This window comes from Pseudanabaena sp. UWO310, assembly GCF_006861605.1.
Classification (GTDB): domain Bacteria; phylum Cyanobacteriota; class Cyanobacteriia; order Pseudanabaenales; family Pseudanabaenaceae; genus Pseudanabaena.
Window position 1 is genome coordinate 1 of sequence record NZ_SELU01000009.1, and the last position, 21,453, is coordinate 21,453.

At 43.0% G+C, this 21,453-nt stretch carries 21 protein-coding genes; 10 read left to right on the plus strand and 11 right to left on the minus strand.

Going from position 1 to position 21,453, the window contains the following annotated elements; genetic code table 11:
- Positions 1-249 precede the first annotated feature (249 nt).
- The 6 genes from PseudUWO310_RS04610 to pruA form a co-directional block, all read right to left on the minus strand.
- On the minus strand, positions 250-543 hold the full coding sequence (locus PseudUWO310_RS04610) for a helix-turn-helix domain-containing protein (protein WP_142599425.1): 294 nt from the start codon (positions 541-543) through the stop codon (positions 250-252).
- A 2-nt stretch (positions 544-545) separates the two neighbouring features.
- Entirely contained in the window at positions 546-902 is a 357-nt protein-coding gene (locus tag PseudUWO310_RS04615) for a type II toxin-antitoxin system RelE/ParE family toxin (protein WP_055073516.1), read from the minus strand.
- 328 nt (positions 903-1,230) lie between these two features.
- A complete protein-coding gene (locus PseudUWO310_RS04620) occupies positions 1,231-1,989 on the minus strand; it encodes a hypothetical protein (RefSeq protein ID WP_223805536.1) in 759 nt (252 codons plus the stop codon).
- A complete protein-coding gene (locus tag PseudUWO310_RS04625; RefSeq protein ID WP_142599428.1) occupies positions 1,990-2,460 on the minus strand; it encodes a DUF29 domain-containing protein in 471 nt (156 codons plus the stop codon).
- Between the two features lie 35 nt (positions 2,461-2,495).
- Entirely contained in the window at positions 2,496-2,954 is a 459-nt protein-coding gene (locus PseudUWO310_RS04630) for a DUF29 domain-containing protein (RefSeq protein ID WP_142599430.1), read from the minus strand.
- Positions 2,955-3,043: 89 nt separating this feature from the next.
- The gene (pruA, locus tag PseudUWO310_RS04635) at positions 3,044-6,088 is read right to left on the minus strand and encodes an L-glutamate gamma-semialdehyde dehydrogenase (RefSeq protein WP_142599432.1); all 3,045 of its coding nucleotides are present in this window, start codon (positions 6,086-6,088) and stop codon (positions 3,044-3,046) included.
- A 541-nt stretch (positions 6,089-6,629) separates the two neighbouring features.
- Between pruA and PseudUWO310_RS04640 the strand changes: the two genes are divergently transcribed.
- From PseudUWO310_RS04640 to PseudUWO310_RS04655, 4 genes are all read left to right on the plus strand, one after another.
- On the plus strand, positions 6,630-6,878 hold the full coding sequence (locus tag PseudUWO310_RS04640) for a type II toxin-antitoxin system Phd/YefM family antitoxin (protein ID WP_142599434.1): 249 nt from the start codon (positions 6,630-6,632) through the stop codon (positions 6,876-6,878).
- A 173-nt stretch (positions 6,879-7,051) separates the two neighbouring features.
- A complete protein-coding gene (locus PseudUWO310_RS04645; protein WP_223805537.1) occupies positions 7,052-7,930 on the plus strand; it encodes a hypothetical protein in 879 nt (292 codons plus the stop codon).
- 136 nt (positions 7,931-8,066) lie between these two features.
- Positions 8,067-9,224, plus strand: coding sequence for an AAA family ATPase (locus PseudUWO310_RS04650; protein WP_142599438.1), 1,158 nt, complete (start codon positions 8,067-8,069; stop codon positions 9,222-9,224).
- Positions 9,221-9,937 (plus strand): hypothetical protein, encoded by a 717-nt coding sequence (locus PseudUWO310_RS04655; protein ID WP_142599440.1) that lies wholly within the window; start codon positions 9,221-9,223, stop codon positions 9,935-9,937. Before PseudUWO310_RS04650 ends, PseudUWO310_RS04655 begins: the two co-directional genes overlap by 4 nt.
- On the opposite strand, the gene PseudUWO310_RS23550 is transcribed toward PseudUWO310_RS04655, so the two are convergent.
- Entirely contained in the window at positions 9,911-10,033 is a 123-nt protein-coding gene (locus PseudUWO310_RS23550; RefSeq protein WP_263363387.1) for a hypothetical protein, read from the minus strand. The two genes, PseudUWO310_RS04655 and PseudUWO310_RS23550, sit on opposite strands and share 27 nt — an antisense overlap.
- 42 nt (positions 10,034-10,075) lie before the next feature.
- On the opposite strand from PseudUWO310_RS23550, the gene PseudUWO310_RS04660 reads away from it, so the two are divergent.
- The 3 genes from PseudUWO310_RS04660 to PseudUWO310_RS04670 are packed head-to-tail and all read left to right on the plus strand — an operon-like array spanning position 10,076 to position 11,822.
- Positions 10,076-10,516, plus strand: a complete 441-nt coding sequence (locus PseudUWO310_RS04660) for a DUF29 domain-containing protein (protein WP_142599442.1) — start codon at positions 10,076-10,078, stop codon at positions 10,514-10,516.
- Positions 10,517-10,524: 8 nt separating this feature from the next.
- Entirely contained in the window at positions 10,525-11,115 is a 591-nt protein-coding gene (locus tag PseudUWO310_RS04665) for a nicotinate-nucleotide adenylyltransferase (protein ID WP_142599444.1), read from the plus strand.
- The gene (locus PseudUWO310_RS04670) at positions 11,088-11,822 is read left to right on the plus strand and encodes an NUDIX hydrolase (protein WP_009625944.1); all 735 of its coding nucleotides are present in this window, start codon (positions 11,088-11,090) and stop codon (positions 11,820-11,822) included. Before PseudUWO310_RS04665 ends, PseudUWO310_RS04670 begins: the two co-directional genes overlap by 28 nt.
- Before the next feature lie 163 nt (positions 11,823-11,985).
- On the opposite strand, the gene pheT is transcribed toward PseudUWO310_RS04670, so the two are convergent.
- Positions 11,986-14,397: a phenylalanine--tRNA ligase subunit beta gene (gene pheT / locus PseudUWO310_RS04675; protein ID WP_142599446.1), complete on the minus strand. Its 2,412-nt coding sequence runs from the start codon at positions 14,395-14,397 to the stop codon at positions 11,986-11,988.
- A 513-nt stretch (positions 14,398-14,910) separates the two neighbouring features.
- Between pheT and PseudUWO310_RS04680 the strand changes: the two genes are divergently transcribed.
- Both PseudUWO310_RS04680 and PseudUWO310_RS04685 read left to right on the plus strand, forming a co-directional pair.
- A complete protein-coding gene (locus tag PseudUWO310_RS04680; RefSeq protein ID WP_142599448.1) occupies positions 14,911-15,303 on the plus strand; it encodes a Rid family detoxifying hydrolase in 393 nt (130 codons plus the stop codon).
- Between the two features lie 113 nt (positions 15,304-15,416).
- Positions 15,417-15,794 carry a DUF2809 domain-containing protein gene (locus PseudUWO310_RS04685; RefSeq protein ID WP_142599451.1) on the plus strand — a complete coding sequence of 126 codons (378 nt, stop codon included), beginning with the start codon at positions 15,417-15,419 and terminating at the stop codon, positions 15,792-15,794.
- 71 nt (positions 15,795-15,865) lie between these two features.
- On the opposite strand, the gene PseudUWO310_RS04690 is transcribed toward PseudUWO310_RS04685, so the two are convergent.
- Both PseudUWO310_RS04690 and PseudUWO310_RS04695 read right to left on the minus strand, forming a co-directional pair.
- Positions 15,866-16,489, minus strand: coding sequence for a lysozyme inhibitor LprI family protein (locus tag PseudUWO310_RS04690; RefSeq protein WP_142599453.1), 624 nt, complete (start codon positions 16,487-16,489; stop codon positions 15,866-15,868).
- A 289-nt stretch (positions 16,490-16,778) separates the two neighbouring features.
- Positions 16,779-19,973 (minus strand): CHAT domain-containing protein, encoded by a 3,195-nt coding sequence (locus tag PseudUWO310_RS04695; protein WP_142599455.1) that lies wholly within the window; start codon positions 19,971-19,973, stop codon positions 16,779-16,781.
- Between the two features lie 222 nt (positions 19,974-20,195).
- Here PseudUWO310_RS04695 and PseudUWO310_RS04700 point away from each other — a divergent pair, with 222 nt between their 5' ends.
- Positions 20,196-20,639, plus strand: a complete 444-nt coding sequence (locus PseudUWO310_RS04700) for a hypothetical protein (protein ID WP_142599457.1) — start codon at positions 20,196-20,198, stop codon at positions 20,637-20,639.
- A gap of 63 nt (positions 20,640-20,702) precedes the next feature.
- Here the strand turns inward: PseudUWO310_RS04700 and PseudUWO310_RS04705 are convergent, their stop codons facing one another.
- A complete protein-coding gene (locus PseudUWO310_RS04705; protein ID WP_009629023.1) occupies positions 20,703-21,446 on the minus strand; it encodes a cytochrome c biogenesis protein CcdA in 744 nt (247 codons plus the stop codon).
- Positions 21,447-21,453 lie beyond the last annotated feature (7 nt).

Here is a 21,453-nt window from a genome sequence, read left to right on the forward strand (position 1 = left end):
TGGGCGTTTACCTAAGAGTATTTTTCGCCTTGGCTTTGATTTCCTTCGTGATATCATCCTTAACCTTCATGACGATGTTAATTCCTCTGCTTTCTTCAACTCCATTAAATTTTTGTCCTGTACTTAGTCATAGTTTTTTAAATAAGCTAAAGTAAAAAATTGCCTCTTCTAACCACAAACTGCGATCGCGATCGCAAAGAGTTGTTTTTTGTTGAATAGTCTGTGTCATAGGTTTTAGTCAGGTAGCATTTAGACAACATCAACCAAATCTATCTTAATTCTTTTGCCCACTGCCCTAGCTGCTTTATCTAAAGTTCGTAAAGTTACTGACTCATACTCAGGATCGAGCAAACGATCTAGTGCCGCACGGCTAGTTTGCATAGACTTAGCCATCTTGGATTTAGTTAAGCCACGTTCCTTCATTGCTTGTTCAACTTGCCAAGCTAAAACACGCTTCAGCGCAATTTCTGTTACTTCGTTTAAAATCCCTTCCTGTTCTAGAAAGTCATCAAAAGCAGAACCTAAATGACAATTGTTAGACATGGTTAACTCCCAGCTTTGTTTTTAAACTCAGTTTGTCGCTTGATGGCTAAATTCAAATCTTCCTTAGGCGTTTTTTGCGTTTTCTTAGTAAACCCGTGCAGAAGAATCATTTGCTCTCCTTCCACACAAAACAAGATTCTAGTAATCGTATTTTCAAGATTAGTACGCACCTCATACAATCCCTTACCCATAGGGCGACAGGTCGGCATTCCGATAGGAAAGCCAAACTCAATTGTTTTAATGTCTTCTCCTATTTTTTGTCTATCTTCTTTCGATAAGGTCATCAGCCAATCCCTAACAGGTTCTTTACCAGATTCAGTTTTGAAAAAGCTTGCTTTAATTCTCTTAATATTGCTCATAGGAAAATTACAGCAGAAGCTCTCAAAAGATAGAAATCAAGTGGTAAATAAGTGAGTACTTAAATTTGATTTTATTATTGTATCATTTTTGGTACGTTAAAGTGTCAAAATGTAAGGAGCATATAGCGCCCTTGTCCCAGAGATTCGCCACTTCTAACCACAAACTGTGATCGGGATCGCACAGCGAAGATTTTTGCTCAATAGTCTGTGTCATTCAATTACCTCCAATACATCGCTATTTGGCATTTGTTTGATTGCTTCTAAAATTTGAGTTTTAATCATAGTTTTTGGATTAATATCTACATTAGAATTGCAATAGGGAAAAAACTTAAAAAGAATCAAGAAAAGTTTTCCAATTTTTCTGATTTTCTATGAGTTCGTCGTAATCATCATCATATAAGGTACTACCTTGTGATATTTGCTCTAACTCATCAGGAGTTAGAGATTCATAAAAATTTCTCCCTGCTTCATCTTGTGCTATTACTCTCATTCTTTCATAAGCTTCCTGACTTCCATCACCTAATAAGTGTCTCAATCGTTGATCGATGGTAAAGGAATTGTCCAGTAAATGCGCTTCCAATATTCCAGAGCTGATATAATTAGAGGTAGAAGGATCTCGTGCTATAAATTCAACTACTGACCTGCCCCAAAAGCTCTCTACTAAAGGATCTAGTAATTCTAGTGAATAATTTAGCGTTAATTTATCTAGGTTTTTAGCATTTGCCATTGAAAAATGGATAACTTGGTTTCTTAGCTTTCCAAACTCTTTATACTGATTGATTTTATTGATTTTAATTCCTGTAGTTGCCCATAATTGCTCAGGCAATTCCTCGTATGAGAAAGTTCGACCATCTTCTAACAAATCAATAAGTGTAAGATTATTCTTACTAGGATTTGACTTGGGGAGTTTAGAAAAAATTAAGAGAGGATGTTCTTGAGCTATTCTGGCTTTTAGTAAAATTTCTGCTGCATGGGCTGCATGAACTACACACATTGGAGTGCGATTATCTATAGCTTCAAACAATGCACTTCGGAACAAAAGCATCCCGATTCGGCGCATATTTTTTGGGACATCTTTCATATCCATCTAAATTTCTTCCCAGAAATCAACATTGAGTATATCGTCAATATCTCGGCTAAACTGCCATATTTTAGGAAAATTCACAGATTTATAATCTGGATGAGCCTTCACAACCTTTAGCGCATCCTCAAAAGCTTTTTGAAATAACTCAGGACTATTGATATAGCCTTTTAAACTTGGAGACTGTTCAAGAATATCTTGGATATCGTTGCGAGTCCTAACAATTGTGACAACCCACCCCGCATAGTCATACTCACTCTTGACATAGCAACGCTTGAGAATATGCTCAATGAGTGTCGTCAATCTTCGCTTGAGTTCACGCCTATCTCTACCCGCCAAACCTTCTAACTCCTCAATTAAGTTTTCAACATCTAGATTGTGAAAATCACCTGCTTTTAACTTCGCGATCGCCTCTTCTAACCACAAATTAAGATCGCGATCGTATAGGGTTGTTTTTTGATCAATAGTCTGAGTCATAGGTTTAGGCGATGCAATACATCATCCATCAAGGTTTAAGATTGCTTCCAAAAATTAGTAGTTAACAACAAGTCAATCTCATGGGTAAATTGCCATGTATCAGGAAAAATCGTATTTTCATATTCTGTTTGTACGATTTCTAGTGCGTCATTAAACAATTCGTCAAAAACTGAGATTATGTGGCGTTTTAGGCTAGGAGACTGTTTGATAATCTTTTTGATTTCATTCCTTTGTCCGATGATTGTTAGCTCCCAACCTCGATAACATTCAGGTAAGTTGACGTAGCAACGCTTGAGGATATGTTCAATCAATCTAGTCAAACGTGATTCTAATTCGCGCCGATCTCTACCCGCCAAACCTTCTAACTCCTCAATTAAATTTTCGACATCTAGATTTTGAAAATCACCTGCTTTTAACTTTGCGATCGCCTCTTCTAACCACAAATTAAGATCGCGATCGTATAACGTAGATTTTTGCTCGATAGTCTGGGGCATAGGTTTAGGCGATGCGATACAGCATTTACGCATTATTTGATAAGTATATCTCAAAGAACAAGGGGCTGAAGCCCCTTGTCTGAATCTAATTACTCAATACCATCAAGAGGCGCAAAGCCTTGACGCTGAGTGTTTTCGGTGATAGACCTTGGCTCTAAGAACTGCAATAGATAATCGCGTCCGCCAGCTTTGGAACCGATACCGCTTAGTTTAAAACCGCCGAAGGGATGGCGATCGACCAATGCGCCTGTGATGCCGCGATTGATGTAGAGATTGCCCACTTCAAACTCACGATAGGCGCGTTCGATATGGGAAGGAGTGCGCGAATATAAGCCACCCGTGAGTGCGAAGTTCGTACCATTGGCGATCGCTAGTGCCTCATCAAAACTCTGTGCCTTGATTACCGCCAATACGGGGCCAAAAATCTCTTCTTGGGCGATCGCGCTGTCAGGATCGACATCGCCAAAAATCGTTGGTGGCACATAGAAACCATGATTGGGAACTTCACCTTCAAAAGCGAGTGTCGCGGTTTCTTTGCCCTTGGCGATATAGTTGAGAATGTTCTGCTGGGCGGCTCCGTCAATTACGGCGCTGAATTTTGTGTCAGGGAGATGGGCTTCACCCACCTTTAGCGATCGCGTGGCTTCCACAAGGCGTTCCATGAAGTTATCGTAAACGGGCGCGAGAACGATCGCTCTGGAACAAGCAGAACATTTCTGACCAGCGAAACCGAAGGCGGAATTCATAACGCCAACTACGGCTTGATCGAGGTCGGCACTTTCATCGATGATGATGCCATTTTTGCCGCCCATTTCCGCAATGACCCGCTTCATGTGCTTCTGTTTAGGACGCAAAATCGAGGCTTCGGTGACGATTTGACAGCCGACTTGCTGGGAACCTGTGAAGGCGATGAGATGCACATCGGGATGTTTGACTAAATGGGAACCAACGGTGGAACCTTTGGCGGGAAGATAGGTAAATACGCCTGTGGGTAAACCTGCGGCTTGCAGAACTTCCGCAATTTTCGCACCAATAACCGAGGACTGTTCGGCAGGTTTGAGAATCACCGTATTACCTGCGGCGATCGCAGCTACACTCATACCTAGGGCGATCGCAAAGGGAAAGTTCCAAGGTGAAATCACGACCACTACACCGCGAGGCTGATAGATGTAAGTATTATCTTCCCCCGGCAGATTGCGCTGTACGCCCGATTCGAGGCGTTCCATTTCCTTGGCATAGTAGCGGCAGAAGTCGATCGCTTCAGAAACTTCGCCATCACCTTCGCGGATCGGTTTAGCCACTTCCCAACAAATCCACGCAATTAACTCTTCACGCTTCTCTTCCATGAAGTCAGCGGCTTTGCGGAGCATATCGCCCCGTTCTTTAGCGCTGAGTTTCTTCCATGAGGCAAAGGCAGATTTTGCTGACTTCACGGCGGCTTCGGCTTGGTCGATGCTGGCTAGACCGATCTTGCCGACTACTTGCGAAGAGTTAGCAGGATTAACCGATTCGATATAGGTTTCTGTTTCTACCGCTTGACCATTGATGATCGGCAAATAGGTTTTACCAAGTTGGCGGCGAACCTGTTGTAAGGCAGTTTGGGCAGCTTCTCTCTCTTCATTAATCGCATAATCGCGATCGCTAGAATTAACAAAGCCATCAAAAATATTCAGAGCAGGTGCGCCATTGTAATTCGCATCCCGTTCCGTCATCACAGGCGCAGCAATTAATTTCCCAATATCAACACCTTCACCACTAATCCTTAAAAAGGAACTATTGGCGGTATTTTCCAATAGGCGGCGAATCAAGTAAGACATTCCCGGAATCAAGTCGCCAAAGGGACAGTACACGCGCACCCGATAGCCCATATCGGCGATCGCTTTGGCAAATTTATCACCCATGCCATAGAGACATTGAGTTTCAAAGGCGCGACTGGGGATATCTAGGGTTTGAACAATGGCGATCGCCTTGGCTAAGGATCTCGCATTATGGCTACCGATCGCCGCATAAAGGTATTGATGATTTTCGAGCAGAATCTGAATTAAGCGCTCGTAATTGGCATCGGTGGAGACTTTATCAGAGAAAACTGGCAAAGCCCAACCCTGTTGGTAGGAACGAATGGTTTCGCGATCCCAATAGGCTCCCTTGACTAAACGCACCGTGACGGGCTTACCGCGCAACTTTGCCCATTCCACAAGTTCATACAAATCCTGTTCGCTATCGCGCAGATAGCCTTGCAGGGTAATACCAACATCCGTGCGATCGCGAAATTCTGGTTCCGTTAAAACCTGTTTGAGAATTTGCAAGGTGAGCGATTTGAACTCATACTGCTCCATATCAAAATGGATACCACAGCCTAGCTCTTTAGCTTTACGCAAGAGTATTCTGGCAGGTTCGCTGACTTTCTCGGTCGTTTTTACTGGATCTAAAGGATCGAATTGGGAATAAAAAGCGCTAAGTTTTACGGAAACTTGCACGCGCTTAAGTTCTTCTCCATCAGCTTTATCAATCTGCTCGATCAAGCCCCAATTTTTTGCCTTGTTCGACAAATCCTCCATCATGCCAATATAGCGATTGAGATATTCACCTGCTTCTACTTCGCTAATGACTGACTCGCCGAGCAAGTCCATCGTAAAGCCAAAGCGATCGCGCCTTAGTTTCTCAATGGATTTTGTTGCTTCCGATAAGTTCTCACCGCAGATGTAGCGCTTGGCGAGGGTTGCCACTGCGGTCGAGAGGGTAGTTGCTGCTGCGGTTGCAGGAATGGAATTAGGATTGTCGGTACTGAAATTCAATAAAGCCCGCAAAGCAGGAACTTCCACCGCATCACTGGCGAGATATTCCTGCATATGCCTTGCGATTTCGGCTTTGCTTTGCAATGCTGGCAAGCAATCGATCAATCTAAATAATTGCACCCGTAAGCCTTCATTTTCCATCGTCCAAGCCATGAGCTTGTCATCAAGGCGCAATTCATCCTTAAGCTGAGATAATTTCGACCAAAAAGAACCCTTCTCATTGCCACTTAAAATCTTCTTGGCGATTTCCTGTGTCTTCGCTTCGTATTTAGAGGTATCGAGAGAAGTATTGAATTTGTTGTTAGAGCTTGTATTTGCTCGCTGTGTTGGGCTAACCACTGCTGTAATCCATAAACCTTGCGATCAATCAGTATAGCTAGTAACCATCATCTACTTATTTGTAGCTTTGTTGGCAAAATCTGGAAATTATAGGGTGATGATTGTTGCTATTTACGGGTTATCAGCGATCGCCATAGTACGAAATTTAATGCCAATTGTAGACAAGTCATGACAAAAAAATAGGCGCGTAATAGCGATCGCAGATTTGTTGGTAGAAATTACATCGACTTGTAATTAATCAAAAACCTGATGATAATTTAGTTTAGTCAGGTAATATTTACCTTTATGACTGATCGCTTAGCTAAAAAATTTATCCAGCTAACTGACTTTGTTGCATGAATAAAAAGAAGGCAAAAGATGGAGGAGCTTAGGATAGACAATTAACGAACAACAGAACAGGAGACAGATTTAGCAAGTTGAATCATGCGATTGAGAGCCGCACATTTGACGAACAACTCAACCGCCATTTTTGTGCATGGCGATCGCTTGACTGGATATCGTACAATTTTAATAACTTAGGTAAAACACTACGCTTAATTATTTGACTATTGCTGAAGCACAGGAGCAATTGCCAGCGCTATCTAAAAACCTCAGAGATCCAGCGATTATTACTCAAGATGGGAAGCCTGTAATGGTTGCTTTGAGTATGCAGCAGCTTGCTTCTTTGGTGGAAACAATGGAGATTTTAAGCGATCGCGAGTTTATGCCAGTGCTACTTGAAGGCATCCGACAAGCAGATTTAGGGCAAACGATTAGTCTAGAAGCCTTGAAATTAGAATTAGGTTTCTAATATGGCTATGGAATATAGAATTATTATTTTTGATTTCGGATATAGCAATAGATTTGAAAAATGACGAATCTTCCTAAACTTTTTTGATATTCTATATTCTCAAAGTCTTACATCTAGATTTATTAAAAAATTCAACCATTATGAGCGATAAATCACCATTATTCTTAAGTTGCATGGAATTAATTGCCCATGCTACAGAACTATACACTTCTGCCAAACCCCGAAATTATAAATTTGTGATTCTACATCTTGCAAATTCCATAGAACTTATTCTTAAGGATCGACTTGTTGATAAAGGTATCAGTATTTACAGTTCTAAGCAAAGAAGCATGACCATTGGAATTTGGGATGCTTTTGAAGAACTTAATAAAGTTGGCATTAATATCCAAGAACGTCCAGTAATAGAGCTATTGATAGATGATCGAAACACTATTCAACATAGATTCGGGTTTACTAATGCGGAAACAGTTTACTTCTATCTCGAATATGTGGTTGCTTTCTTAAAGCGTTTTTTGAATGACGAATACGGTCTTAATCTAGTAGATGTCTTATCTTCACATCTCTCAAATGAGGATTTAGCAATATTGGGTTTATCGGAGAAAAAATCAGAGGAAGAATCTGCTATTGACCGTTTGTTTTTGATTTCACCTGAATCTGCTATTATGCAAGTGTTTAATCTGATCGAAAATCGGTTTGTAAAACTTCTTGGTGCAGATGCAAACACTTCAAATGGATTAATCTCTTTTAGACAGCGTGCCAACATTCCAGATTTGATGCATAAACTATCGAAGGATGGATACCTAAATCATGATAGTTTTATTAAACTTAAGGAGTTGCGTGTGTTGCGAAATCGAGCAGTACATAGTGCTGATTTTATTAATGATGAGAACTCTCCTGATTGGGCTACAGGAATCACGCTTGCTAGAAATATTCTTTCTGGTCTTGACCGTGCAATTGAAGATGGCTTTGGATTAAGCTACAAGGATAATGAATCGATAGAATTATCTTCCATTGATAGGAATTCTGAATCTAAAAAAGATATAATGAGTTAATGTTTCTATAGCGTTATCACCAATATTAGATTGAGGATTTTGTTGATCGCATTGGTTTTTAGCTTTGAGAATAGGCAATCCATCAAAATCTACGATAGCAAATTATAGATAAAGCGGAAGTGGCAAAAGTTGCAATATGAAAATCAACAATTTTAATTTTAGAAATAATAGCCAAAATTGGCATCTAGAAAAGACTTACTTTGATAACTTAAACTTGTTGGTTGGTGCTTCTGGAGTTGGAAAAACCAGAATCCTTAAAGCACTTTATTTAATCTGTAATGTTGCTCAAGGCGAAGTCCAAATGTTAGAAGATGTAGAATGGTCTATTGACTTTTATCATTTAGGACAAAAATATAGATGGGAGCTAAAAGCACTAAGCCCAAATGAAAAAACTTTTTCTAGTGAGCAAAATCAATCTGAAATTGTAGATGAAAAGCTCATTAAATATGCAGAGGATAACGAATCTATAGAAATTCTTCATCGCACTAAAATAGAATCTACATTAAATCAAAATCAAATCCCAAAACTTAAAAGAACTGAAAGCGCGATCAATCTCCTTTCAGAAGAAGATTCTATTACACCTATATCTGAAGCCTTCAAAAGATTTATTTTTAATGAAACCCCTCAAAGTGTAATTGTTTCTATACCATTTGACCCTAGCAATGCACCCCTATCTCTAGATTCTAAATTAGAAGGTTCTGATTCCTCTCTTTATTTGCAAAAATTCAAAGTAGCATCTGGAAATACTACTACGGTACTTAAAGCATATTTCTTACAAAGATTCTTTCCTCATATATTTAATGAAATAAAATATACCTACATTGAAATTTTTCCTAGTGTACAAGATATCAAAATTACTATTAACAGAGAACCCAACAATCGTTATAGTCTTCTCTTTGAAATTAAAGAAACTTTTTCCGAGACTTGGATTACGCAGTTGCGAATATCATCTGGTATGTATCGAACTTTAACTTACTTGATAGAAGTGATTGCTGCACCTGAAGAATCAATTATTATGATTGATGAGTTTGAGAATAGTTTAGGCATTAACTGTATGCCCCAGTTAACAGATTTTATTCTAGACAAATCGCCTAATCTACAATTTATTCTCACCAGTCATCATCCCTATATCATCAATAACATCCCTTGGAAAACTTGGCAGTTAGTGAGCAGAAGCAACGGCACTATCAGAACTAGAAAAGCTGTAGATATTCCTGAACTCAATACAGCATCTAGCTTAGACAAGTTCACACAGCTAATTAACTTACTCGAACATGAGGAAGAAACTGCGTGAATCTCTTGTTCTTAGTTGAAGGAGGAAAAACAGAACCGAAAGTCTACAAAGCTTGGCTATCGCATCTATTCCCGCAGATCAACTTTGTAGATAGACCTGAAAATATGACCACTAACTCATGCCGAATCATTGCGGGTAATGGCTATCCCAACATGGTGAGCGCTCCAAAAATCTATGGAGGACGCTCCCGATTAGAAGAATGTTTACTAGACATCAAAAAATATAATAATATCGATCATTTCTTCTTTTGTGTAGATTCAGAAGATGATCCTTATCAAACTAGATTCGATGAAATTCACAACAAACTGGAAGACTTCAAAACCAAACTGGGTATAGATCAAACTCAAGCTACAGAATTTCATATCATCGTTCAAAATTGTTGTCTTGAAACTTGGGCGCTAGGCAATGCTGATATTCCTGCTCAATACTCAGCCAAGGGGAATTCCGACTTTTTCTCAGTTTTTCAGCTTTATTTTGATGTTCTCACCAACGATCCCGAATTAATGAGTTGTCCACCTGAATATATTACAAAATCGAGATTTCACGAGAAATACCTCAAACAATATTTGCGAGAATTTGGCTTGTTTTATAAAAAAGAAAGACCAAAAACCATTGAAGATAGGGCATATCTTGATGCTCTAATCAAAAGATGCCGATCAACCAATCATTTATCTAGCCTGAAGTACTTATTGGATATCTGGGATAGGCTTTAGAAAGCGATCGCTGTTTTGATTGGCTTGAGGATTTTGGCGATCGCCTTTAATTTGTAAACTTGAGAAAGGTGATCGCCGCAAAAAATGCTTTAACATGCATATATAGCTTTTCAGATAGGCAACCCATCAAACTAGACTATGGAAAAAGTAGCAAATTATGAACAAGACTTCTTAACATGGACACAGCAACAGGCTGAGTACCTACAGAAAGGTCGTTGGGCAGAATTGGATGTTAAAAATTTGATCGAGGAATTGGAAGCATTGGGACGTAGCGAACAAAAAGAACTCAGTAGCTATTTTCAGGTACTGGTAATGCACTTACTTAAATGTCAGTACCAACCTGAGAAAAGAACGTCGAGTTGGAATAACACACTTTCCAATTGTCGTGACAAAATTCAAGACTGTTTAGAAGATACTCCTAGTTTGCAAAGATTCCTTCTAGATTCAGAATGGATAGAGAAATACTATCGACGGGCGAGAAGAGATGCGGCAAAGGAAACACAGAAGCCTCTACAAACGTTTCCGACTGAATGTCCATATACGATCGCCCAAATCCTCGATCCAGAATTTCTCTCCTAAACACGCAAATGAACATCGCTCTCTTTGGAACTAGTGCCGATCCGCCGAGTATCGGACATCAACAGATCTTGCAATGGCTCGATAATCATTACGATCGCACGATCGTTTGGGTATCGGATAACCCCTTTAAAACCCATCAAGCAAGCCTATGCGATCGCATCGCCATGATGGAGCTAACCATCGCCGCCATCCAACCACCTGCGCAAACGATTGGCTTGCATCCCGAACTTAGCGATCCGCGTACAATTAACACCGTCGAGAAAGCCAAGCAAATCTTGCCCCATGCAAACTTTACCCTCGTCATCGGTGGCGATCTTGTGCGGCAATTGCCCACATGGTATCGCGCCCAAGATTTGTTACATCAAGTTAAGCTGCTAGTCGTCCCTCGTCAGGGTGTAAGCATTGCGGCCATTGATATTGAGCGCCTTGTCCAGATGGGCACGGAAGTGGCGATCGCCCCTGACTCCACCTCAATACCTAACGTTTCTTCGTCAGACTATCGCAACAATGGCAACAGTTCAGTCATAATACCCACAGTCGCAGCATATATCCAACGAGAGTCGCTTTACGCATGGCAGACAAGTCCCGCACCACAGTAACTAAAAAACCCCTAGCAGATTTCAAGGTCGGTGTCGATAACGTGATCTTTTCCGTCGATACCGAGCAGAATCGTCTATTGGTGTTACTGGTGATGCGTCAACACGAACCCTATCGCGATCGCTGGTGCTTGCCAGGAACCCTCGTGCGTCAAGGGGAATCCCTCGAAGAATCCGCCTATCGCATCCTCTCTGAAAAAATTCGCGCCAAAAATCTCTATCTCGAACAACTCTTTACCTTTGGTGATATCGGACGCGATCCTCGCGAAGCGCCCGATAGCTACGCAGTGCGCTATTTATCCGTCAGTTATTTTGCGCTTGTGCCCTTCTCTCAAGCCGAACTCATCGCTGATGGGGTTAGCGGCATCGCATGGTATCCCGTCAATCAAGTTCCCGAACTCGCCTTCGATCACAATCGCATTCTCGAATATGGTCATCGCCGCCTCTGCAATAAACTAGAGTATAGTCCAGTTGCCTTTGATGTCTTGCCTGAAGCCTTTACTCTCAGCGATCTCTATCAGCTCTATACCACTGTTCTCGGCGAGAATTTCTCCGACTATTCTAATTTCCGCACCCGTCTGCTGAAGTTAGGATTTTTGAGTGATACGGGCATTAAAACTTCACGGGGGGCGGGTCGTCCTGCCAGTCTTTATCGCTTTGATGCGGAGGCTTTTGCTCCCTTAAAAAATAAACCAATGGTATTTATCTAGGCAGTGCCATTGGCGATCATCGCTTTGATCGCAACATAAGGTTTGCGTAACCCCCAAAATTTATGAGTGGCGGCGCGAAGCGCCGCCACTCATAAATTTTGGGTTAATAGGACAAAATCAAAGCCTAAAACATAAGTGGCGGTGCTTTGCGCCGCCACTTATATTAGCTTCTTAAGGTTGCTTGGAACTTCTCTTCCAGCAAGTCGCGTACTTTTTGATGTACGGGATTGATATCGACATCGGTTAAAGTGCGATCGCTAGCTCGATAGACGAGACGAAAGGCAAGACTGCGTGAACCTTCAGGCACGCCCGTACCAATATATTGATCGAAAAGAGTAACGGAATCAAGAAGTTCGCCACCGATATGGGTAATCGATCGCTTAATATCAGCCACGGTGAACTTAAGCGGGGCAAAGAAGGCGATATCGCGATCGCTACTGGGATAGGTGGAGAAGGTCTGAAAAGTCGGAATGGACTTTTTCATCATGGCATCTAGTAAGGTATAGAAATCCAGCTCAAAGGCATAAATCTCATCGGGAAGTTCCTTCTCGGCGCGTAATTGAGGATGTAACTGCCCAAAGGTACCGAGGCGTTCGCCCGAAATCCATAATGAAGCAGTACGTCCAGGATGGAGGCGATCGTCCTTTTGATCGGGCTGATATTCCACAGCGACCGAGAGATTGTGGAAAACTGAATCGAGTAAACCTTTGGCTTCATAGAAATTCAAAGGCTTGGAGTCATGCTGCCATGCGCCGACGGTAGGATCGCCACCAAAAATCCCTGCAATGCGATCGGTTTCATCGCTGCCAGCTTCATCGAGCCAGAATACACGACCGATTTCAAATCCATTTAAAATACCATTGCCTTGATTGATATTAAAGGCACAGGATTCGATTAAATTGGTGAGTAAATCGCCTCGGAGTGCTCCATACTCGATCGCAACAGGATTATTAATTTTGACTTGATGGGACTCAGTGGGACTGCACAGAGACATATGCATGACTTCCGTTAAACCCACCGCCCTAAAAGCCGACCGAATCATTCGTCCACCTTCTTGATCGGCGGAGAGGAATCCAAATTCTGTTCTTGCGGGGAGGGTTTCCACAAATTTGTCATATCCATAGATCCGCGCAATTTCCTCGACTAAGTCGATTTCCCGCTCGATATCGGCATAGCGATAGGGGGGAACGGTTACTTTCCAGACTGCATAGCTACCTTCTTCGATCGGCTGCTTTTCTAGCTCAAAGGATAGTACCTTGAGGGTTTGTTCGACTTCGGCTTCTGAAAGTAAAGGCAGAGCGCTTTCATCTTCGCGATCAACTTCACCGAGGATCTGCCATACTTTGGTTAAACGGAGGTCAATGGTGCGAACTTCCTTAGATCTGGCATCGACGATGCTTTGTTCGATCGCTTCGCCCCCTGCGAGTTCGATGATCATCTGGATTGCCTTGGCGGTTGCGGCTTCGATCGCCGCTTGATTGACACCCCGCTCGTAACGCGCCGAAGCCTCGGTGCGTAAACCTTGAGCCCGCGCCGATCTCCTTGTGGTAACCTGTGTAAATAGAGCCGCTTCTAAAACAATATTGGTAGTGGTTTCCCCAACCTCGGTTTCAGCGCCACCTATGACACCCGCGATCGCGATCGGTTGGTCACTTGATGTAATTAAGAAGTTTTGACTAGTAAGGGTGCGATCGGTATCATCAAGGGTTTTGATTTTTTCGCCAGACTTCGCAAAGCGCACGCCGATATTGAGTCCTTCCTGTAACGTATCGGCATCAAAGGCATGGAGTGGCTGTCCCCATTCCAATAAAATATAGTTGGTAATATCGACAATGTTATTGATAGAGCGCATACCTGCCGCTTCAATCCGTCGCTTCAGCCATTCAGGAGAAGGGGAAACCTTGACACCTTTAATTAAAGTGCCGATGTAAACGGGACAGGATTTCCGATCCTCCACAGTTACCCAATTGGCAGTTGGGATTTGAAAATCTTTAGTAGCCAAGGGTAAGCGGACTTCCTTACCCAACAGAGCCGCTACTTCACGGGCAATCCCGACCATACTGAGGGCATCGGCACGGTTCGCGGTGGAAGTCACATCAAGGATGGCATCATCTAATCCCAAGAGGGGGCGCACATCATCACCAACGGTAACGCCATCGGGAAATTCATGGATGCCGCTTGATTCTTTCGCAAGCCCGATCTCAGCGAGCGAACAAATCATCCCTTCAGAACGTTCACCCCGTAACTTAGTTGGTCGTAATTTCAGATCAATCGTGGGTAAATATGTACCTATGGTAGCTACGGGGACAAATAAACCTTGTCTGGCATTTGCCGCACCACAGACAATTTGTAAGGGTTCGGGTGCGCCGATATCAACTTGACAGACTTGCAGCTTATCCGCGTTGGGATGACGTTCGGCGGTGAGGATATGACCGACAATGACACCCTCAGCCCATGTCCTGCGGTCTTCGATGGACTCCACTTCAAAGCCTGCCATCGTTAGTTTTTCTTCTAGCTCTTGAGGCGAGAGATCGCAGTCAACAATTTCACGGAGCCAATTCAAAGAGATACGCATTGGGAATTTTTGGAAAAAAGAGTGTTAAGAAATATTTAGATTATAAGTAGCCAAGCATGAGTAAACTAAAAAACCTGAAGTATGGGCTTCTGGCGCAGCAGCAGCTCTATGCTCTGGTTTTAGATTTTAACCTTGCCAAACTAGTTAAGCATAAAAACCCAAAACCAGAGAGCGTACCGCCCGCTATGCGGGCGGTACGCTCTTCTAGGTTTTAAGTTTAATTATGCTTAGCTACTTAGTAGTTTAGCAAAATCCGCACGGCAAACTTACTAACCGCATTTTCGTAATCCTTTAATATAGCTACAGTCACTTGAATGAGGACAAATCAAACGCCAAGAATTGGCTGGCGGCGCGAAGCGCCGCCAGTTAATTCTTGGCGTTTATGTCCTAATACATTTGGCGACAGCTATATATAAACAAAAGCCCAAAGAGAGAGGCAGCGCTTGGCGCTGCCTCTCTCTTTGGGCTTTGTTAGCTATAATTAACATCGACTAATCAAAAGAATCGTGCAGAATGAGTCAAAAAGAAGTAATCCTTACCGATAAAGCCCCCGCTCCCGTCGGTCCCTATAACCAAGCGATCGCCGTTCCTGCGTCGAGCAAATTAATTTTCATGGCAGGACAAATTGCGATCGAGCCTGCGATCGGCAAAATTGTCACTACTACGGTCGAAGAGCAAGCCGAACAGGTAATCAAGAATATTCAAGCCGTTCTTGCCGAAGCTGGGGCAGATTTAACTAACGTGATTAAGACCACTGTATTTCTTGCGGATATGGCGGATTTCCCCAAAGTGAATGCGATCTACGGCAAATATTTTCTCGCGCCCTTTCCAGCCCGCTCCACCGTTCAAGTTGCCAAACTGCCCCTTGATGCACTGGTGGAAATTGAGTGTATTGTCGCCATCTGACGAAATTATTTAGAGGTGCGAGGCAAAGCCTTGCACCTCTAAATAAGAGCCCAAAGAGAGTTGTGATGCATTCTGTTTTCCAATTGGCTATACAGTCTAAATGTAAAATCTAAATGTTTACAAATCGGCTCACCTTTAACCGCAAGTACTGCTACTTAACCATTTTACTCTTCTTCATAGAAGTGGGCATCGCAGTTTTTTTCAATGACCAGTTCATTCGTCCTTTTGTTGGAGACGTTTTAGTGGTTATGCTCATTTACTGTTTTGTCAAAACCTTTTGGAAGATTCACCCCAATATAGCCGCTCTAGCTGTCCTTGTATTTGCCTGTGCAATCGAAGGATTGCAATACTTAAATCTTGTAGATCGGTTAGGACTAGGACAATATAGACTTTTAGCAATTATTTTGGGAACTACCTTTGATTGGAAGGATATATTAGCTTATGTAATTGGTACTGCGATTGTTGTGATATCGGAAAATATAGCAATGTAAGGTTTACTTAGAAAATAAAACCCCCAATAACCCCAAATATGAGTGGCGGCGCAAAGCGCCGCCACTCATATTTATCGCTTGCTCATCATGGCTTCGAGTTGGAGCAACCGACTTTCGGCTAGCCGATCGCGACATTGTTTTACCGATGATGATTCGGTAAAACGTAGAGAATCAAACTGACAATGCTGAGCTTGGTAGATTTGCCATAACTTCTGACTGGAGGAGTCTTTGAGGTTTCCTTGACTTAATATTTTGGCAAGGCGTTGGGCCGTTTCATCTGGTTTGAGTTGAGAGTTGCTCTTTCCTTGCAAATCGGCAATGCGATCGTTGGTAACGTTAGCCAGACAGCTAGAATAGATCAGGGGATAAATGGAACCGCCCTTAAAAGGTGCGCTCGATTCCCGACAGTGGGTATCGCGATAGGAAGTCCAAGTTTGTTCGATCGCTTTGAGTTGGCTTTGTCTAGCTTCGGGAATTTGCCTATAAACTTCATCATAGATAAGCGATCGCAAGAAATCAGCAGTTTTTGCCCATCGCGAAGCACAGATATTTAATGCCATTTGGGTATCTCCTTCACAGGCAGGAGGTACGACTCCAAACTGCTTGGAATTGGCGAGGGTTTGGGATGTAGCGGGAGCGACTGCCATATAAGTCGAACTGAGGGCGATCGCGAGGGTGTATAAAATCTTTTTCATTCTCAATTATCCTAATTAATATTCCAAGTAAAAAACAATTCATTATTTATTCTGAAACTATTTTTTCATAGGTGTAGTGCCAAATAGGTGTTATACCAAATCACAAAATGGCTACGCCATTTTGTGATTTTAAAACCCTTACTGGTTTTGGTTTTCAATTCCCAAAAGTGTAGCCACACTTTTGGGAATTGGTATTAGATAGTCGGCGCGAAGCGCCGCCCATCCACTAAGTACGTCAGCATAAAAAAGCCTATGCCGCCCGCTGCGAGGGCGGCATAGGCTTTTAGTTTTAAAGTCCGTTGCCAATCAGGACAAAAGCTGACCAGTAATAGGGATGAGAAAACTCGGATTTAGGATTGCGAATCATCGATAGTTGGGCTTGGCGTAAGCTTTCTACCTTAGAATGTTTTTCTTTTTGGATTTCTCCATAAAAAATATCCATCAGCTTTTGTGTGCCACCGTCGGAAACCGTCCAGAGTGAAGCGATCGCTGCTTTCGCTCCAGTCCTTTGCATTTGGTAACCAAAACCTAGGATTTCTTCACCACTGCCAACTATACCGCCCAGAGCCGTTTGGCAAGCGCTCAATACCACTAGGTCTACCGCAGGAAACTTGAGGTTCTGAACTTCACGCAGACTCAAGCGCTCGCCATTTCCCATTAAAATGAATGACTCTTCGGGCTTGCCACTCACAAAGGCGGCATGGGTTGCTAAATGGATGATATTGTAGCTTGGCTTGGGTTCTGTGATCGTATCGCGCTCAAAGGATGCGTTTAAGAACTTGGTGGTATTGGGAACGATCGAACTGAGGTTTTCGATTTCCTTCCCCGCAAAGGGCAACCCTGAGAAGGAAAATTTCTGAGAACCCACATTAAAGGAGTAATCACCTTTGCTAAAGGCGGCGGCAATTACTCTGGGCTGGGAGATCGTCTGTGAACCAAGGCGAAAAAGATTCATCGCCGTAATGTGATTGATGGCATAGCTTTCGACGAGCCATTTTTGACCATCATAGAGAGCGGCGAGGGGAATATAACGCAGTTGACCATCGGGGGCATAGATAATCGTTTGGATTTGCGCTTTTTGGAGATCGTCAGCGATGGGCTGGATCATCAATTGATAAAGGTGATAGCTGGACTCTTGCACATCAAGGGAACTGGCATCCTGTAGATCCACTCGAAAAGCGGCGATCGCTTTTTCTAATTGCTGGCGATCAACTTTAACGGTGCGATGAATTGGCGGCACATCGGGAACAAATAAGATTAGTTCAAGGCGATCGCCAAGAATTAATGGATAGAATAGGGCTACTTTTTGGGGAAACTGTGCAGTTTGCATCAAAGCTCTCAACCGTTCTTGCAGGCTGACATAGCTATTCAGTTTGAGATTATCAGCGATCGCCTTTTGATTCAGATCTTTTTCTAAGCTCTTTGCTGGTTCGCTATCAAATAAACCTCCTATTTTTTGGCTTGTCGCAAACTGAATTTTCTCGATTTCCTCAAGCCTTGCCTTTTGAACATCGTTGGGTTTTGCCAGTTGCCTCAACTTATCCAGTTCTTCGCTCAAACTCGTTGATTGGAGTGCAACAGCGCTGATTAACTGGGACAAATTTTGTTCTAGTGGTAAAAGCTCTACGCCTTGGGCAGTGACTTCATTCCCCTTCACATCTTGGAGATAATCTTGAAGTTCCTGTACTTTCAGTAAATCTAATACCTGAAGAGCTTCCATTACTCGTCCTTTCGTCAATAGGATGCTGGCGAGTCCGCGATAGACATCGGCAACCGATTGCTTAAAGGCATTTTGATCCTCACGAGCGAGGCTGCGAATATCTTTGCGGATAGATTCGCGAACATTCACCGATAACTTATAGAAATAGATTGCTAATTCTAGCCTGTCCCGCTCTCCCATCAAACTACCCATGTTACTGAGATCGTTTGCCTCCCCCCGACGATTCCCTGCTTGACGGTGTAAGAGCAATGACTGCTGATAGTTGGCAAAAGCTTCATTGTATTTGCCCGTGTAGTTATAAACTAGACCGATGTTACCTAGAATCGTTGCTTCGGTAACGCGATCGCCAACTTTTCTCGCTACCTTTAAGGCGTTTTGATAGAAATTAAGGGCATCGCTATATTTTTTCTCAGTTAAAGCGATCGAGGCAAGATTGTTAAGGCAGATGGATTCCGAACCCAAATCGCCCGTTTCTTGAGCGAGTTTAAGAGCTTGAAAATAGACTGTGAGAGCCTTATCCAGTTCGTTTAGCTTTCTGTAGGCAAGCCCGATATTGCTATAGATCGAGGATTGAGCGCGTAAGTCTTTTCTTGTCTGGGCGATCGCCAAAGAACGTTGTAAAAAATCAATTGCCTTCGTTGGTTGTCCGATGTTGTAATAAAGCAGGCCCATACTATTGAGGGTATTCCCTTCGTTCTTGCGATCGCCCACTTCCTGATGGATCGCTAGGGCTTGGTCATAAAATTTGAGCGCTTGTCCGTAGTTACTGAGTTTGCGATAGACTGCCCCTAAGTTCCGCAAGGTATTCCCTTCTTCTTTGCGATTCCCTGTTTCTCTCCAAAGAGCCAGAGATTTATTATAGAAATCTAAAGCGATCTTGGGCTGACCGAGAATATCGTAGGCATAGCCCAGATTATTAAAAGTTGCTCCCTCTCCAATCGGGTCTCGTATTGCTTGCCGCGCGGCGATCGCTTTCTCGTAATAGGCAATAGCCGTTCGGAGATCTCCCAGTTTCTCTTGGGTTTTACCAATTTGATTGAGGAGCCGTCCTAATTGTTTAGGATCGCCTAGTTTTTGATATAGGGCTAACGCTTGAAATTGATAGTTCAGAGCCTCCTCATTTTTACCCAGATCGAGATAAATATAGCCAATGGTTCTGAGGGTAAGTGCTTCCCAATAGGTTCTTTTTTCAGTGCGGAAAACGGGCAAAGCCTCTAAATATTTGGCGATCGCTTGTTGCCTTTGCTGTTCCGTGCCATCGTTGATTTTGGTGGCTTCCATAAAGGCAACTTCAGCCGCGAGATACTGGCGATCGGATTCTTGCGCCATTCTTAATTCTTCGATTTTAACTGTAAATTTACCCACAGCCTTTGCATCGGCTGGATCGGCGGCAGAAACTACCAACTGATAATTGCCCGTAGTATTGGCAATAGTGGAAATTACTTCTGCTCCTTCATCCTCATTGGGGCTATCCGAATTAGCGATGGTTTGACCGTCAGGACTGACGAGTTTTACGACCAGATCGATTCCTTGCTGCTGTACGATCATCCTGACAAACTGACCGCTCTTTAGGGAAATGGGAAAGCTTTTCGACTCAGAATTCTGAATGGTTTCGATGGTCTCTGGTTGTGCCTCAGCAGAAGATGAGAGTGGAGGAATTGCAGGTAAAACAATAGTTGTGCAGATCATTGCGATGGAAAGGAACTTCTCGATCCCATCTCTAGTTCTTTGGTGAGAATCGCTTTCAAACAGTTGCCAAACCATAGCAATTAATCCTTTATTTGTTTATTTGTTAATCCTGCATTTGTGCAAATGATGCTCTCTAAGTAGTTCGGCATAATTCAAAACCAAAACCAGAGAGCGTACCGCCCGCTACGCGGGCGGTACGCTCCTCTAGTTTTTTTACTCTTAGTTACTTATAATAATAGTCCTATAATCTTTTAATTCTATAATCTTTGCAGCTTTTAAACCTCTGCCTCTCAAATCATGATCCTTCCTCCTTCGACTTCATCTCGGGCTGAACTTTTGACTGCCCTGCTCTTAGAATTAATAGAAATTTTACGCGATCGCCAAGGTGATACATGGTCAGCAATTGTGCGGATAGCAAACGGAAAATCTGCCACAATTGCGATCGATGATACGCGTATTTTCGTGCAGGCGGAGGGTGAAATGGATTTGCAACTGGCGATCTCGGAGGCGGATCCTAATGCGACGAATGCTTTTGAAAGTACAGGTAGAGCTCTGTACAACATTATCATTGGTAAATCTACCCTCGAAAAATCTGTGGCTTCGGGCAAGATTTTTATCAGTGCTAATTTTGGCGATCTCTTAAAAATCCGTTCGATCGTAACCGCAGTACTTTTAGACACATCGGTTGAGCCAAGATTACTCAGTCTGTGGCATCGATTTGAGCAGGAATGGTTGAAATAGATCTATCAACCGCAAAAGATGAGTGGCAGCGCTTCGCGCTGCCACTCATCTTTTGCGGTTGATTTATGTAATCTTGCTCAAAATAGAAAGCGTTCCAAATGCGATCAGAATTAGTCCACTTCCCCAATTGAGCCAGCTAGACCAACGCCGTAATTCTAAAAATCTCTTGATAATCCCCGTAAATGTGCCCGCGATCGCTAGGGGTAAGACCGAACCGATGGCGTAGGCGAGTAGAAATTCCGTGCCCATCAGCAGGTTTCCCGACCCTGATACCCAAGCTAAGAGCGTCACCAATACTGGCGTGCTGCATGGGGAAGCTACAAATCCAAAGGATAGACCGATTAATAGCGATCGCAATCCCTGCGGTAGATTTGGCGAGATTTCCCAATTGCCGAAACTTGGTAAGCGGAAGGAAATTACTTCCAATAACTGCAATCCCATCACGATCGCAATGAGCCCCATCACGACTGACCAACCCCAAGCTGTCTGTCCGTAGATTTTGCCTAGGAGGGCGGCGGCGAGTCCAAAACCTGTTAAGGCGATCGCAAAACCCAGACAAAACCAAGCCGATTGCAAGGCAGCTTTCCCCGTACTTTTGGATTCATAACCGCCAATATAACCAATGGTCAGGGGCAACATCGAGAGCGTGCAAGGGGTGAGGCTGGTGACCAGCCCTGCTAAGAATACGATCCCCACGCTCGTCCATGAAGCTTGATTAAGTTGTTTGTGGACTAAGACATCCGCCCATTGTTCGAGGTGATAAAACCAGTTAGGCAGCGATCGCATTAGGGTTTCCATAAATTGCATTACTTCA

What these genes read in the sequence shown, in the direction of transcription:
- PseudUWO310_RS04670 (WP_009625944.1), top strand. Translation starts at nt 11,088, where the DNA reads ATGGCAGACAAGTCCCGCACCACAGTAACTAAAAAACCCCTAGCAGAT.
- PseudUWO310_RS04690 (WP_142599453.1), bottom strand. Translation starts at nt 16,489, where the DNA reads ATGAAAAAGATTTTATACACCCTCGCGATCGCCCTCAGTTCGACTTAT.
- PseudUWO310_RS04625 (WP_142599428.1), bottom strand. Translation starts at nt 2,460, where the DNA reads ATGACTCAGACTATTGATCAAAAAACAACCCTATACGATCGCGATCTT.
- PseudUWO310_RS04610 (WP_142599425.1), bottom strand. Translation starts at nt 543, where the DNA reads ATGTCTAACAATTGTCATTTAGGTTCTGCTTTTGATGACTTTCTAGAA.
- PseudUWO310_RS23550 (WP_263363387.1), bottom strand. Translation starts at nt 10,033, where the DNA reads ATGTTAAAGCATTTTTTGCGGCGATCACCTTTCTCAAGTTTACAAATT.
- PseudUWO310_RS04645 (WP_223805537.1), top strand. Translation starts at nt 7,052, where the DNA reads ATGGAATTAATTGCCCATGCTACAGAACTATACACTTCTGCCAAACCC.
- PseudUWO310_RS04630 (WP_142599430.1), bottom strand. Translation starts at nt 2,954, where the DNA reads ATGCCCCAGACTATCGAGCAAAAATCTACGTTATACGATCGCGATCTT.
- PseudUWO310_RS04665 (WP_142599444.1), top strand. Translation starts at nt 10,525, where the DNA reads ATGAACATCGCTCTCTTTGGAACTAGTGCCGATCCGCCGAGTATCGGA.
- PseudUWO310_RS04700 (WP_142599457.1), top strand. Translation starts at nt 20,196, where the DNA reads ATGATCCTTCCTCCTTCGACTTCATCTCGGGCTGAACTTTTGACTGCC.
- PseudUWO310_RS04685 (WP_142599451.1), top strand. Translation starts at nt 15,417, where the DNA reads ATGTTTACAAATCGGCTCACCTTTAACCGCAAGTACTGCTACTTAACC.
- PseudUWO310_RS04615 (WP_055073516.1), bottom strand. Translation starts at nt 902, where the DNA reads ATGAGCAATATTAAGAGAATTAAAGCAAGCTTTTTCAAAACTGAATCT.
- PseudUWO310_RS04620 (WP_223805536.1), bottom strand. Translation starts at nt 1,989, where the DNA reads ATGGATATGAAAGATGTCCCAAAAAATATGCGCCGAATCGGGATGCTT.
- PseudUWO310_RS04705 (WP_009629023.1), bottom strand. Translation starts at nt 21,446, where the DNA reads ATGCAATTTATGGAAACCCTAATGCGATCGCTGCCTAACTGGTTTTAT.
- PseudUWO310_RS04660 (WP_142599442.1), top strand. Translation starts at nt 10,076, where the DNA reads ATGGAAAAAGTAGCAAATTATGAACAAGACTTCTTAACATGGACACAG.
- PseudUWO310_RS04650 (WP_142599438.1), top strand. Translation starts at nt 8,067, where the DNA reads ATGAAAATCAACAATTTTAATTTTAGAAATAATAGCCAAAATTGGCAT.
- PseudUWO310_RS04680 (WP_142599448.1), top strand. Translation starts at nt 14,911, where the DNA reads ATGAGTCAAAAAGAAGTAATCCTTACCGATAAAGCCCCCGCTCCCGTC.
- pheT (WP_142599446.1), bottom strand. Translation starts at nt 14,397, where the DNA reads ATGCGTATCTCTTTGAATTGGCTCCGTGAAATTGTTGACTGCGATCTC.
- PseudUWO310_RS04695 (WP_142599455.1), bottom strand. Translation starts at nt 19,973, where the DNA reads ATGGTTTGGCAACTGTTTGAAAGCGATTCTCACCAAAGAACTAGAGAT.